Below are 14,605 nucleotides of genomic sequence, written 5' to 3'. Positions count from 1 at the left end.
TTGCAGCGCACTGTTGACCGTTGACAGTGAAGTTGATTGCCCAGCCAGATCAGGATTGAAAGGATGACCGTCATGAGCGACGACGCTCTGAGGATGAGGGGTCCGGTGCACGGCACCAAGGACGCCAAGCGGGTAGCAATCGGTTCCGGAGTCGGAGCCGTGATCGAGACGTATGACTTCATCGGGTTCGGCACTGCCGCCGCGCTCTACTTCGGTACCGCGTTCTTCCCGAACTCCAGCCCGCTGGCGGGCACCCTGCTGTCGTTCGCGACGCTGGGCGTCGGGTTCGTCGCAAGGCCACTCGGTGGCGTCATCGGCGGACACCTCGGTGACAAGGTCGGCCGCAAGCCTGTGCTGGTCGCGTCGTTGATCCTGATGGGCGTGGCCACGTTCGCGATCGGCCTGCTGCCGACCTACGCGGCCGTCGGTGTGTTGGCACCGATCCTGCTGGTGACTGTGCGCATCATTCAGGGCTTGGCGTTCGGCGCCGAGTGGGGTGGCGCAATCCTGATGAGCTACGAGCACGCCCCGTGGCGGAAGAAGGGCCGCTACACGGGCATCGTCCAGGCGGGCTTCCCCGTCGGTCTGCTCATCGCCAACCTGGTGTTCTTCGTCAGCATCCACCTCGGCGGCGACTGGGCCTGGCGGGTGCCGTTCCTGGCCAGCATCATCCTCGTCATCGTGGGCCTGATCATCCGGGCGAAGGTGCCGGAGTCGCCGGTTTTCGAAGACGTCAAGGAACAGGGCAACATCGTCAAGTCGCCGGTTGTCGAGGTGGTCAAGAAGGATTGGCGAAACATTCTGCGCGGCATCGGTCTTCGGATCGCCGAGACGGCCGGCTACGCAGTGTCCATCACCTACATGTTGTCCTACCTGAAGGGCGCCGAGTTGGCGACCAGGTCGCAGACCATCGGCGCGCTGTGCGTTGCGGCCGGGATCGGCATCTTCGCCACCTTCGGGTGGGCCAAGCTGACCGACAGGATCGGTCGCCGCCCGCTGTACCTATGGGTGTGCTCACTGGGCATCCCGTTCGGCGTACTGATGTTCGTCATGGTGAACACCGGGATCTTCGTCCTCATCATCGCGACATTCGTCATCGCCTACTGCGTGTTCCAGAACGCGCTCGCAGGCTCCCAGGGCGGATGGTTCCCCGAACTGTTCAACGCGAACACCCGCTCCTCGGGTGCGTCGCTGGCCTACCAGATCTCGGCGATCGCATCGGGTTTCACGCCCTTCATCACCACGCTGCTGTTCGAGGCCTACGGCTGGTGGGGCCCGGCGCTGCTGTTCAGCGGGTACATGGCCATCGGCCTGGTGGCCGCGATTCTCACCCGCGAGACGTGGGGATCACGCGAGCGTCAGTTGGCCGAGAAGGCCGCCGCGCAGACCGCCGACCCGCATGCGCTGGTCGCCTGATGCGTCACGAGAAAGTGCGACAAGCCGCCTATCGCATGCGCCACCATGCCCTGAACATGGGGGAGGCCCAAGGCCAGGGCTACGTTGGTCAGGCCCTCGGCGCGGCCGACATGCTGGCCGTGGTCTATGCCGACCAACTGCGATACCGTGCCGACGATCCGCACTGGGCCGACCGAGACAGGTTCTTGCTATCAACCGGTCACTACGCCATCGGGTTATATGCCGCGCTGGCCGAGGCGGGCCTCATCGACGTCGCTGAGCTCGAGAGTTACGGCTCCGACGGGTCCCGGTTGCCGATGTCGGGGATGGCGAGCTACACACCGGGAATGGAGATCTCCGGTGGATCTCTTGGCCATGGGCTCACCGTTGCGGTCGGGATGGCGCTCGGACTGCGCCACCAGGGTTCCGGCGCGCGGGTCATCAACTTCTTGTCCGACGGAGAACTCGATGAGGGTTCGACGTGGGAGGCCGCGATGGGTGCCTCCCACCATGGATTGGGAAACCTGACCGCGATGGTGGACATCAACGCGCTGCAAGCCGATGGTCCCACCGTCGGCGTGCTGCGCACCGAACCGGTCGCCGACAAGTGGGTAGCGTGCGGATGGCATGCCCAGCGTGTTGACGGAAACGACGTCCACGCGTTGCTCGACGCTTTCGACAACGTGGTTTGCCAACCCGTCGGCGTGCCGTCGGTGATCCTGTGCGACACGCGGGTCGGCCGCGGCGTCCCATTGCTGGAGAACCGCGAGAAGGCGCACTTCATGCGCATCGACGCAGACGAGTGGCAGATCTGTCGCGACCAGCTGACGGCCGGCCACGAAGGAGTACTCGTATGACTTCCGTTGCCCCACTGAAGACGTCGGCGATGATCGCTTCGTTCGCCGATCCCGGGCAGAAGACCGCGCCTGCACCGTTCGGGCACGCGCTTGTGAAGGCTGCGCGGGCCGACGAACGCATCGTCGGGCTGACCGCCGATCTCGGCAAGTACACCGACATGCACATCTTCGCCCGCGAGTTTCCCGATCGGTTTTTCCAGATGGGCATGGCCGAGCAGCTCCTGTTCGGTGCGGCGGCGGGCATGGCCGAAACCGGTCTGATTCCCTTCGCGTCGACCTACTCGGTGTTCGCCGCACGACGCGCATACGACTTCATCTGCCTCGACATCGCCGAGCCGAACCTCAACGTGAACGTCATCGGCGGCCTTCCCGGGCTCACCACGGGATACGGTCCGTCGCACCAGGCGACCGAAGATCTCGCAATTTTTCGCGGGATGCCCAACCTGACGATCGTCGACCCGTGCGACTCGGTAGACATCGAACAGGCCGTGCCGCAGCTGGCCGAGCATCCCGCGCCGACCTACCTGCGTCTGCTGCGTGGCAACGTGCCAACTGTTCTCGACGAATACGACTACACATTCGAGCTCGGTAAGGCCAAGGTGCTGCGTGACGGTGCCGACGTGGTGCTGATTTCCTCGGGCCTGATGACCATGAGGGCACTGCAGGCAGCCGACAAGTTGAGCAGTCACAACGTGGACGTCGCCGTCGTCCATACCCCGACCATCAAGCCCTTCGACGCCGAAACAGTGCTGGCGCAGTTGGATTCGGACCGGCTGGTGCTGACGTGTGAAAACCACACGGTCGTCGGCGGGCTGTTCGAGACGGTGGCGTCGGCCGCCGTGCGTCGCGGAGTCGCCAAGCAGATCACCCCAATCGGGCTGCCGGACGAGTTCCTCGCCGCGGGTGCCCTGCCGACGCTGCACGACAGGTACGGCCTCTCGACGGCGCGGATCGTCGCGACCGTGCTCGCGCAGCTGTAAGGTTGGTTGTTGACAACCAAATGTTGACAATCGAGGGGAGCCGGATGTCGGTCGACGCGAATCCGCTGCTGCGGCTGGAGAAGACCAGCCTGCGCGAGCAGGCGCTGACCGCGCTGCGCAAGGCCATCACCAGCGGGCAGCTGGCGCCGAGTACGCACCTGGTCGAAACCGAATTGTCAGAAGCGTTGCAGATCAGCCGCGGCACGCTGCGGGAGGCGATGCGCCAACTGCAGCAGGAGGGTCTGATCTCAGCGGGTGCGCGGGGCCGGCTGTCGGTGCGTCATCTCGATACCAAGGAAATCCGCGACATCTTCAACGTTCGCGCTGCCCTCGAGTCGTTGGCGGCCCGCGAGTTGGCGGCACTGCCCGACCGCGCTGAGGCCGTGGCCGCGTTGCGGCGTGCGGTCGACGATATGGACCGCTCTACGGCGTCCAACCTGGAGGACCGCATCGAAGCCGATCTTCGATTCCACCGCATCATGTGCCAAATCAGCGGCAATGAAACGCTGCTTCACCAGTGGTCCTCGCTCGAAGGCAGCATCCGGATGTCGATCATGTTCGCCGGCGTCGACCGGGCGATCAAGAACATGAACGCCAAACGGCACCATGACATTGTGGACGCCATCGAGTCGGGCGACGGCGCCAAGGCCGCCGCGGCCGTGCTCGACCACATGGCAGGCGCCGCAGAAACTTTGGTTTCCGGCGCCGCATGACCGACACCTGGCGGGGTGGTTGCGCCGGTAGGATCACCACCATCACACACATCATCGGAGCAGTTCTCCTGGCAGCGCTTGGCGTCGGTGTGGCAGCCTCTGCGTCCGCCGATCCGGCATCCGGCGACACCGCAGGCTACGTCGCCATGCTGGAGCTCGCAGGGTTGATCGATCATGACGGCGACCTCTGCAACATGGTAAATGGTTTGTGCCACGGCCAATTCGATGACGGCCCGTCGTCGATCCCCACCGGAACGTGGGTCTGCGGACAGATCGAGCAGGGACGCTCGCGGGACTCCATCGTCTATGAGCTGAGCCACGGCGAGGGGCTGATGCCGAGCTCCTACAACGCCCCGGTCATCTACGACGCTGCCGACGCCTTTCTCTGCTGACCGACGGGGCTACGCCGTCACGCTGAAACGCTTGGCCACTTCGCCCGTACAGGTCGAGGACGCACGAGCTGTGGCCACCAGAACCATCGGCCGAGGAGCGCCGCGATGGAAGGGGTCATGAATGCCCGGATCACCAACGTGTCGAACAACAGACCCATCCCGATGGTCGTGCCCATCTGGGCGACGACGACCATGGCGCTGACCGACATCGACATCATCGTGAACGCGAACACCAGGCCCGCCGCGGTCACGACGGATCCGCTGCCACCCATGGCGCGGATGATCCCGGTGTTGATCCCGGCCGGTATCTCCTCCTTCATCCGCGCCACCAACAGCAGGTTGTAGTCCGCGCCGACCGCCAACAGGATGATGACGGCCATCGCCATCACCATGAACTCCAGGTCCAAGCCCATCAGGTGCTGCCAGAACAGAACCGACAGTCCGAAGGACGCGCCGAGCGACATCACCACGGTGCCGACGATCACGCCCGCCGCGACGACGCTGCGCGTGATGATCAACATGACGACGAAGATCAGCGTGAGTGCGGCGACCCCGGCGATCAGCAGGTCATAGTTGTTGCCGTCCCGCATGTCCTTGAAGGTGGACGCGGTGCCGGCGAGGTAGACCCGCGATCCCTCCAGCGGTGTTCCCTTGATGGCGGCGAATGCAGCGTTCTTGATGTCGTCGATGCGCTCGATGCCGTCGGCGTCGAGCGGGTCGTTCTCGTGGGAGATGATGAATCGGACCGCGTGGCCGTCCGGGGAGATGAAGTTGTCCATGCCGCGCTTGAAGTCTGCGTTGTTGAAGATCTCCGGCGGCAGGTAGAAGGTGTCGTCGTTGTGGGAGTCGTTGAACGCATCACCCATGGCGGATTGATTCTCGTTCATGACGTGCTGCTGATCCTGCTGGCTCGACTGAGTCGAGTGCATCTCCAGCATCATCCTCTGCATTTTCTTCATCGTCTCGATCTGCGGCGGCAGCATCGCCTGCAGCTGCGGCATCAGTGTGTCGAGCCGTTCCAAGTCAGGAAGCAGCGCCTGGATGTCATCGGTCAAGGCGTCGGTGCCGTCGAGCGCGTCGAAGATCGCCCGCGCCGTGTGGCACACCGGGATGTCATAGCAGTGCGGCTCCCAGTACAGATAGTTGCGAAGCGGGCGGAAGAAGTCGTCGAAATCGGCGATGTTATCCCGCAATTCCATGGTGTCGATCGTCGTGTCGCGGATCCGCTCCACCAGGGAATGCGTGATGGTGGTCATCTGTCCCATCAACGCGCTCATCTTCGTCATCGCGTCGATGGTCGTCTGCATCTCGTTGGCCTGCACCAACATGTTGTCCATGGTCTTCTGCATGTACGAGCGGTTCATCTCCTGAAAGGTGCCGCTCATGCTCATCTGTGCCGGAATCGTGCTGAATTTCAACGGTTTACCCTCGGGGCGCGTGATTGACTGCACTCTCCCGATACCCGGCACCTTCGTCACCGCTTTGGTGATCCGCTCGATCACCAGGAAGTCCGCCGAATTGCGAAGATCCTTGTCCGTTTCGACGAGCAACATTTCGGGGTTCATCCGGGAGACGGGGAAATGTCGCTCGGCCGCCGCGAATCCCTGTTGCGAAGGCAGGTCGGAGGGTAGGTATTTGCGGTCGTTGTAACTGGGCCGGTAACCCGGGAGGGTGAGCAAGCCGACCAAAGCGAGAAGGATGGTCATGGTCAGAATCGCGCCCGGCCACCGGACGATGGCGGCACCAATGCGCCGCCAGAATCGAATCCGCATGGCGCGCTTGGGCTCTAGCAGTCCGAAACGGCTCGCGACGGTGATGATCGCCGGCCCGAGTGTCAGCGCCACGAGCACCGCGACCATCATGCCGACAAAAAGCGGGATGCCAAGCGTTTGAAACCAGGGCAATCGAGTGAACGAAAGGCAGAAGGTGGCGCCTGCGATCGTCATCCCTGAGCCGAGAACGACGTGGGCTGTGCCGTGAAACATCGTGTAATACGCGGACTCCCGGTCCTGCCCGATCGAGCGGGCCTCCTGGTAGCGCCCGATCAGGAAGATCGCGTAGTCGGTTGTTGCGGCGATCGCGAGGGTCACCAAGAGCTGGGTCGCGAACGTCGATAGCCCGATGAGATCGTGATAGCCGAGAAAGGCCACGACACCGCGGGTCGCCGACAGGCTCAACACCATGATCGTCAACACGAGCAGGACGGTGACGATCGACCGGTAGAAGAACAGCAGCATGAAGACGATGACGCCCACCGTCACGTATTCGATGATCCTGACGCTCGCGTTGCCTGCGTTCTCCTGGTCGGCCTGTAGCGCGGGCCCGCCGGTGACATAGACCTTGACCCCCGGCGGCGGAGTCAATCCGTCGACGATCTTCTGAGCCGCGATGACCGACTCGTTGCCAAGTGCTTCACCCATATTGCCTGCGAGGTACACCTGCACGTAGGCGGCTTTGCCGTCCTCGCTTTGGGCCCCGACTCTTGTCAGCGGGTCACCCCAGAAGTCCTGAATGTGCTGGACGTGCTTGGTGTCGGCGCGGAGCTTGGCGATCATGTCGTCGTAGAACCGGTGGGCGTCCTCACCGAGGGGCGCGTCGCCCTCCAGGACGATCATGGCCGAGCTGTCGGAATCGAACTCCTCGAAGTCCTTGCCGATGCGCATCATCGCCGCGACCGACGGCGCCTCTTTGGGCGACATCGAGACGGCCTGCATCTTGCCGACCTCTTCGAGCTGCGGCACCGAGACGTTCAGCACCGCGATGAGCGCTATCCAGCCGATGATGATGGGGACCGCCAACCGCCGTATCCACTTGGCTATACCGCTCCTGCGCGGCTGCTCGGCGCGGGTGACGGGCTCGACGGTTGGGGCGCTCACCAGGCGATCATCCGCTCACCTCGACGGTTGCTCATTCAAGGATGTTAGACCCTCTCTATAAAAGCCGACGGCGGGCCGACCGGGCGACGCATTTCGGGTCCAACGCTGGCGCCGGTGCCGTCCACCGAACGGGTTTGATCAGCTGTTTTACGGCTAATACTTCCCCATGGCTGACATCATCGATCTCATATACGCCGACCACGAATGGCTGCGTCGCCAGTTTTTCCGACTCGACGACGCCAGGTCAACAGACGAGCTCGCGGCGGTCTGGGATGTCCTCAGTATGCGTCTCGACGCGCATGCCGACGCCGAGGAGACGGTCTTCTATCCGGCATTGCTGAAGCACGGCGGGCGAGACGACCCCGGTAATCCCGAGGGCGATCCGGAGGACGAAACCGAAGATGCGATCACCGATCACAACGCGATCCGAGAAGCGGTGCGCGCGTCGCGTGGGCACGAGCCGGGCTCCGACGAGTGGTTCGAGGCCGTGATTGCGGCGCGCAAGGAAAACGGTGAGCATCTCGATGAGGAAGAGCGTGAAGCCATGCCGGACTTCATCAAGAGCGCGTCACTGGAGTTGCGTCACGAATTGGGCATGCAGTGGCTGCGGTTCTATGCCGAACACGAGTCCAGCGTGGGGATCGACATCGGGGACAAGGACGCCGGCGTCTACATCGAACAGAACTCCTGACGGGCGCGTCCGTCCGTCGTGCAAGGCGGCTGCGGCGGAAACAGTTCGGGGCATAACCTCAGGATCGTGAACTGGGACGCATGGGTGCGCAAACACGGCCGCCCTCGCGAGCCGCGGTTCGATGTGCTGTTCGAACCGGTGAAAATCGGTCCGGTCACCGCGAAGAACCGCTTCTTTCAGGTACCGCACTGCAACGGCATGGGCTACCGGGATATCTCCGCCCTCGCGGCGATGCGGCAGGTCAAGGCCGAGGGCGGCTGGGCTGTGGTGTGCAGCGAAGAGGTCGAGATTCATCCCACTACCGACGTGACGCCCTACGTCGAAGGACGTCTTTGGCATGACCTCGATATTCCGGCTCACGCACGGGTCGCCGAAGCGATCCACGACGGCGGCGCCCTGGCCGGTATCGAACTCATCCACAGCGGAATCGCGGTGGCCAATCTGGGCACGCGAGAGGTCCCGATGGGGCCTTGTGACCTACCGGTGCTTTCGGCTCATCCAGTTCAAGCGCGCGGCATGTCGAAGGCCGACATCGCGACACTGCGTGATTGGCATCGCGCGGCAGTGCGCCGGTCTCTGCAGGCCGGCTACGACCTGGTGTACGTCTACGCCGCACACAACCTCGGTGTGGCACAACACTTCCTGTCGCCGCGGTACAACCACCGGACCGACGAATACGGCGGATCGCTACGAAACCGCATGCGGTTGCTGCGTGAACTCATCGAGGACACCGCCGAGGAATGCCAGGGCCGCGCCGCGGTCGCGGTGCGACTCTGCGTCGATGAGATGGTCGGCTCGCCCGGTCTCACTCGCGATGACATCGATGAGGTAGTCGGTGAACTCGCCGAGCTGCCCGACCTATGGGACTTCATGGTGGGTGACTGGGCTGACGACTCGTCGCCGTCGCGCTTCGCGATGGAGGGATCGCACAGCGAGCACCTGCGGGGTCTCAAACAGCTCACCACCAAGCCGGTTGTCGGCGTGGGCAGGTTCACCAGCCCCGACATGATGGTCGACCAGATCCGCTCCGGCACTATGGATTTCATTGGGGCGGCGCGTCCCTCGATCGCGGACCCGTTTCTTCCCACCAAGATCGAGTCGGGCCTGATCGACGACATAAGGGAATGCATCGGTTGCAACATCTGCGTCTCCGGCGATTACACGACGTCCCCGATTCGCTGCACGCAGAACCCCACCATGGGTGAGGAGTGGCGCCGGGGCTGGCACCCCGAATTCGCGGCACCTGCCCAGCAGCCGGACTCGGTGTTGGTGGTCGGCGCCGGCCCCGCAGGCCTGGAAGTCGCAAGGACCCTTGGGCACCGAGACTGCAGCGTCACGCTGCTGGAGGCCGGGCGAGAACTCGGCGGCCGGGTTCGTCGGGAATCGGCACTGCCCGGCCTGTCGGCATGGATCCGGGTTGTGGATTACCGCGAACAACAACTCGGCAAGCTGGATAGCGTCGAGGTCCACCGGCAAAGCCCGGTCAGCGTCGATGATGTGCTGGACTTCGGGTTCGCCCACGTCGTCATCTCGACCGGAGCGACGTGGCGCGCCGACGGTGTCGGCCGGTGGAATCATCACCCCATCCCCATCGCAGACCACGCGAATGTGCTGACGCCCGACGACATCATGGCGGGTGCGCGCCCATCCGGATCTCGGGTGGTGATCTTCGACGATGACCACTACTACATGGCGGGGGTGCTGGCTGAACTGCTCGCATCCGAAGGATTCGCGGTCACCGTCGTCTGCCCTAAACCGCAGGTGTCGGCCTGGACCTCGAACACGCTGGAGGTCGATCGCATCCAAGCCAGGTTGATCAACGCCGGTGTCGCGCTGCACACAAATCAGGCGCTCGTCGCCGTCGATGGCGACGCGGTGACGGTGAGGTGTGCCTATACCGGCGCCGAGTCGGTGCTTGCCGAAGATTCCGTCGTGCTGGTCACCGCCCGCCAACCGAATGACGACCTCTACCGAGGGCTGCAAGCCCGAGTCGGTGAGTGGCACAGCGCAGGAGTGCATTCCGTTCGCAGGATCGGCGATGCCGATGCACCGTCGACCATCGCTGCCGCGGTCTACGCCGGCCACAAAGCCGGGCGCGAGTTCGAACGTGCTGACGCCGACCAGGCCCTGGCGATCCGGCGCGAGGTCACGGGGTTGTCGGACGACTTCCCCATCCGTGGCCGGTCGCGCATGCAAAAGGGAGGTTTGTAGACAGCCGGTGAGGGGAACGCCGGTTGTGCTCGTTCGCAAGGAGGCGACCATGGCGACGTCCGCTGAGACCCAGAGCGTGATCCGCAGTCTCATTCCGGCCCGAATCGACCGTCTGCCGTGGTCGTCATTTCATACGCGGATGGTGGTCGCGCTGGGGGTGGCCTGGATCCTCGATGGCCTGGAGATCACCATCGCGAGCGCTGTGGCCGAGACGCTGACCCAGCCCGAGACCCTCGGCCTGTCCTCCGCGGCGGTCGGCCTCCTCGCCACCGTGTACCTGGCCGGCGAGGTGGTCGGCGCGCTGTTCTTCGGGCGTCTGTCCGACAAGCTCGGTCGACGGAACCTGTTCTTGATCACCTTGGGCGTGTACCTGGTGGGCAGCGGTCTCACCGCGTTCACCTTGGGCAACAGCGGCGGTTGGATCGCCTTCCTCTACGTGACCCGGTTCATCGCCGGCATGGGCATCGGCGGCGAATACGCCGCCATCAACTCGGCGATCGACGAACTGATCCCGGCGCGATACCGGGGCAGGGTCGATATCGCGGTCAACGGCACGTACTGGGCCGGTGCGATCCTCGGCACACTCGGCACATTCATCTTCCTGAAGCAGATGGACCTGAGCCTGGGCTGGCGGCTGGCCTTCCTGATCGGCCCGGTCCTGGGTCTGGTGATCCTGCTGGTCCGGCGGAATCTGCCGGAAAGCCCGCGCTGGCAGGTGATGAACGGTCGCGTAGAGGACGCCGAGAGCTCGATCTCGCGAATCGAGCACGAGGTGGAGGCCACCGGTGTCGAGCTGCCCGCGGTTGACGAAAGCAAGGCCATCGACCTGCAGCCAACCGAGAAGATCGGCTACCTGGCGCTGACCCGAGTGCTCTTCCGCGAGTACCCGAGCCGATCGATTCTTGGCGCATCGCTGATGATCAGCCAGTCGTTCCTGTACAACGCGATCTTCTTCACCTACACCCTGGTGCTCGGCAAGTTCTACGGGGTGGCTTCTGAGGCGACGCCGCTCTACCTGATTGCATTCGCAGTTGGAAACCTTCTGGGCCCGTTGACGATTGGGCACTTCTTCGACACCATCGGCCGCAAGAAGATGATCGCGGGCACCTACCTGCTTTCGGGTCTGCTTCTGGCTGTGAGCGCAGTCCTGTTCAACGCCGGCCTGCTCAGCGCCATCACCCAGACCATTGCGTGGTGCGTCATCTTCTATTTCGCGTCAGCCGGGGCCAGCGCGGCCTACCTCACGGTGAGCGAGATCTTTCCGCTGGAGGTCCGGGCGAAGGCGATCGCCGTGTTCTTCGCCATCGCCCAGTGCTTCGGGGCCCTCGGTCCGGTCATCTACGGCGCGCTCATCGGCGACGGCTCCGACCCGTTCATGTTGTTCCTCGGCTACTTACTCGGGGCGGCAGTGATGATGGCCGGGGGACTGGTGGCCTGGTTCCTCGCCGTCGATGCCGAAGGTAAATCGCTGGAAGACATCGCGACCCCACTTTCGGTCGCAGGCGCGCGGGGCCGCACCGGTTCAGTGCGTGCCGAAGGGGCAACCCGGCCTTATTCGCCCTAAGGCGGCCCGCCAAGCGAGTGACCGCGACCAGCCGAACACGAATTCGCCGGTTCGACTCGACGCCGCAATCGGGCGGCGGTAGCTTGCGGTAGCCGTCTGCCCATCGAGCGAAAGGGACATCCGCGAATGTCCAACCACTTCACCGGCCTCAGCCTCGGGCCGCCGCTTGGAGACCAGCGACTGGATCTGTGCGATCTCTATGCATTCGTGTCGCCGTCGGATCCGTCACGGACGGTCATCATCCTCAACGCCAACCCGCTCGCCGGACCCCTTCATCCCGACGCGATTTACCGTGTCGCGGTCGACAACGACGGGGATCTATTGAACGACATCGCTTTCAGCTATGTCTTCTCCGAGCCTGTCGACGGCAGGCAAACAGTCGACGTGTACCTGGCGACCGACGACGACGCGGAGTCGCCAGAAGCGGTCGGCGAGCAGATCTTTTCGGCGGTTCCGGTGTCTTTCGTCGGCGATGAGCCCCACATCGCCACGTCCGGGGATTTCTCGTTCTTCGCGGGCGCCCGCAGCGACGCGTTCTTTTTCGACTTCGACGGCGTCAAGGAACTCTTCGACACCTCGGGTAAACGCAATTTCACCGACCTCACCCTGCCCGGCGAGTCACCGTGGACGGGCGTGGATTCGAACACCGAGGCCAATGTCTTCTCCACCGCCATCGAGATGCCCACTGACTTCCTGGGTGCGGCCGCTGACATCAAGATCTGGGGCCGATGCAGCCTTCGCCGCGACGGCGAACTCGTCCATGTCGACCGCGCCGGGCATCCGTCGGTCAGCAGCTTCTTCAACACCGACGACACCAAAGAGGAGTACAACGCCAGCGAGCCGGTGGGTGATCGCGAGCGGTGGATCGACATGTTCATCCACCAGCTGGGACACACCGGAGGGTACTCGCGCGAAGAAGCCATCGAGGCGATCGACAATGAAGGCACCCTGCCCGACATGTTGACCTTCGACCCGTCGAAGCCGGCGAAGTATCCGAACGGACGGGTCTTCACCGACGACGTGATCGACTACCGGCTGGCGTTCCTGACCAAGGGTGAGTGTCCGCCGTCGGGTCTGAGCCCGCACACGGACACGCTCACCGACTTTCCGTATCTGGGGCCGCCGCACCAGTAGGTTCTCCTCACCAAATCGCTGACGCGTCCACAAACGAGGGCGGTTGAGGCGGCTGCCTCTTATTGTTAGCCGGTGGATGGGACACCGTTCGGCCGGTACCGGCTGATCGAGCTGCTGGGCCGCGGCGGCATGGGTGAAGTGTGGAAGGCATTCGACACCGCCATGAACCGGGTCGTCGCCTTGAAGGTGCTGCCCGCGAACCTCGCCGACGACGAGCAGTATCAGGCGCGATTTCGTCGGGAGGCCCAGATGGCCGCCGGCTTGGACGAACCCCACGTCGTCCCCATCCATGATTTCGGCGAGATCGACGACCGGCTGTACGTGACGATGCGGCTGATCGACGGAAAGACCATCACCGAACTCCTCGCCAACGGTCCGCTTGCGCCGCAACGCGGCGTCTCGATCGTCGAACAGATAGCCGCCGCCCTCAACGCGGCGCACCGCGTCGGGCTCGTGCACCGCGACGTCAAACCGTCGAACATCCTGGTGACCGAGGACGACTTCGCCTACCTCATCGATTTCGGCATCGCCCGCGCGGCCGGGGCGACAAAGCTGACCAGCACCGGCACCACGATCGGCACTTTCGCCTACATGGCCCCCGAGCGATTCACCGCCGACAAAGTCGACGCGCCAACGGCCGACATCTACGCGCTGACATGCGTGCTGTACGAGTGCCTGACCGGGGGACAGCCGTTTCCTGGCGACAGCATGGAACGCCAGATCACCAGCCACCTGACCGAGCCGCCGCCGCGGCCATCGACGATCGTGCCCGGGTTGTCGCCGCAGATGGACCAGGTCATCGCAACCGGAATGGCCAAGAACCCCGGCCAGCGCTATGCGACGACACGGGATCTGGCGGCTGCCGCTCGCGCCGCCCTCTCACCGCCTGCGCCACACGGTCAGCCCGCCCCTGCCTGGGGGCCGCCCGCGCCCAGTTGGCCAGCGCCGGTGCAGTATCCGCACACCTCGCCGAACGCGCCGTCGGCCGCCGCCCCCACCCAATACAGCACACCGGGACACGCGCCATGGCACCCGACGCCTCACCCCCCACGGGGCCAGGCTTCGACGCCGTGGTGGCGCCAACCTGCCGTCCTTGTTCTGGCGGCCCTGGTGGCCGTCGTCATCGTCGTCGCCGCGGTCGTCGTCGTCATCGTCTGGCCTGACGACAGGCCCAGCACTCGCCCGACTGCCACCGCTGCGCCACGCACCCAACAGGTTCCGACCTTCCCGACCGCATTTCCTTCGCTTCCGTTCACCATCCCTACCGCGCCGCCCCCAACCGCGTCCCCACCGGCAGGACCCTCGCAGCTGCAGACCGTGGACGGGCTGAACGGTCTGCTGGACAGCATTCGAAACCGGTTCGGGGACACCATGGGATTCCAACTGAACGTGTACACCGACTACGCGATAATTCAGCGCGTCGCCCCCGACAACAGCCACGTCGAACAGGACTTCACCTACCGAAACGGCCAGTGGCAGAACTGGGGCGCGGACACGACGACCACTCCGCTCGACTATCTCGCCGATCTCGGTGCATTCGATGTGCCCGCAGTGGCCGCCACGCTGGCGGGTGCGCGCCCAACCCTGGGTGCGCCCGACAACTCTGAGATCTACATGCTCGTGATGGGCGCCGAAGGCGGCGGCGTCGAGCTGGCAGTACATTCCATGGCGCCGGGGACCGGCTTCATGCAAGTCAACTCCGACGGGACCATCAAGAAGGTGTTCCCGCCGTGATGAGCACAATGCGCAAAAGCTGAATTTCGCCGCTAAATGGCGGTTGCGTGCACAACCG

General features: G+C 64.2%; 11 protein-coding genes. 10 read left to right on the top strand and 1 reads right to left on the bottom strand.

From position 1 onward, the window contains the following. Positions 1 to 72: 72 nt before the first annotated feature. From D6M19_RS05230 to D6M19_RS05210, 5 genes are read left to right on the top strand one after another with little or no spacing between them, the layout of a single operon-like run. Positions 73 to 1,416, top strand: coding sequence for an MFS transporter (locus D6M19_RS05230; RefSeq protein ID WP_123024161.1), 1,344 nt, complete (start codon positions 73 to 75; stop codon positions 1,414 to 1,416). Continuing rightward, the gene (locus D6M19_RS05225) at positions 1,416 to 2,252 is read left to right on the top strand and encodes a transketolase (protein WP_123024080.1); all 837 of its coding nucleotides are present in this window, start codon (positions 1,416 to 1,418) and stop codon (positions 2,250 to 2,252) included. The genes D6M19_RS05230 and D6M19_RS05225 overlap by 1 nt, the downstream gene beginning before the upstream one ends. Then, positions 2,249 to 3,232 (top strand): transketolase family protein, encoded by a 984-nt coding sequence (locus D6M19_RS05220; protein ID WP_123024079.1) that lies wholly within the window; start codon positions 2,249 to 2,251, stop codon positions 3,230 to 3,232. Before D6M19_RS05225 ends, D6M19_RS05220 begins: the two co-directional genes overlap by 4 nt. Positions 3,233 to 3,276: 44 nt before the next feature. Next, complete coding sequence (locus D6M19_RS05215; RefSeq protein WP_123024078.1) at positions 3,277 to 3,945, top strand: GntR family transcriptional regulator; 669 nt, start codon at positions 3,277 to 3,279, stop codon at positions 3,943 to 3,945. Further along, positions 3,942 to 4,337 carry a DUF732 domain-containing protein gene (locus D6M19_RS05210; protein WP_123024077.1) on the top strand — a complete coding sequence of 132 codons (396 nt, stop codon included), beginning with the start codon at positions 3,942 to 3,944 and terminating at the stop codon, positions 4,335 to 4,337. Before D6M19_RS05215 ends, D6M19_RS05210 begins: the two co-directional genes overlap by 4 nt. Positions 4,338 to 4,354: 17 nt before the next feature. Here D6M19_RS05210 and D6M19_RS05205 read toward each other — a convergent pair whose 3' ends face one another. Further along, positions 4,355 to 7,213 carry an MMPL/RND family transporter gene (locus D6M19_RS05205; protein WP_123024076.1) on the bottom strand — a complete coding sequence of 953 codons (2,859 nt, stop codon included), beginning with the start codon at positions 7,211 to 7,213 and terminating at the stop codon, positions 4,355 to 4,357. A gap of 166 nt (positions 7,214 to 7,379) precedes the next feature. On the opposite strand from D6M19_RS05205, the gene D6M19_RS05200 reads away from it, so the two are divergent. From D6M19_RS05200 to D6M19_RS05180, 5 genes are all read left to right on the top strand, one after another. Further along, positions 7,380 to 7,904, top strand: coding sequence for a hemerythrin domain-containing protein (locus tag D6M19_RS05200; RefSeq protein WP_123024075.1), 525 nt, complete (start codon positions 7,380 to 7,382; stop codon positions 7,902 to 7,904). Between the two features lie 66 nt (positions 7,905 to 7,970). Beyond that, on the top strand, positions 7,971 to 10,115 hold the full coding sequence (locus tag D6M19_RS05195; RefSeq protein WP_234834699.1) for an oxidoreductase: 2,145 nt from the start codon (positions 7,971 to 7,973) through the stop codon (positions 10,113 to 10,115). A 49-nt stretch (positions 10,116 to 10,164) separates the two neighbouring features. After that, positions 10,165 to 11,679, top strand: a complete 1,515-nt coding sequence (locus D6M19_RS05190; protein ID WP_123024159.1) for an MFS transporter — start codon at positions 10,165 to 10,167, stop codon at positions 11,677 to 11,679. Positions 11,680 to 11,805: 126 nt separating this feature from the next. Continuing rightward, complete coding sequence (locus D6M19_RS05185; protein ID WP_123024074.1) at positions 11,806 to 12,813, top strand: DUF4331 family protein; 1,008 nt, start codon at positions 11,806 to 11,808, stop codon at positions 12,811 to 12,813. 72 nt (positions 12,814 to 12,885) lie between these two features. Then, a complete protein-coding gene (locus D6M19_RS05180; protein WP_123024073.1) occupies positions 12,886 to 14,547 on the top strand; it encodes a serine/threonine-protein kinase in 1,662 nt (553 codons plus the stop codon). Positions 14,548 to 14,605: the final 58 nt, after the last annotated feature.

Source organism: Mycolicibacterium stellerae (genome assembly GCF_003719305.1).
GTDB classification, from domain to species: Bacteria; Actinomycetota; Actinomycetes; order Mycobacteriales; family Mycobacteriaceae; genus Mycobacterium; species Mycobacterium stellerae.
This window is presented reverse-complemented; position numbering and strand designations above follow the sequence as displayed.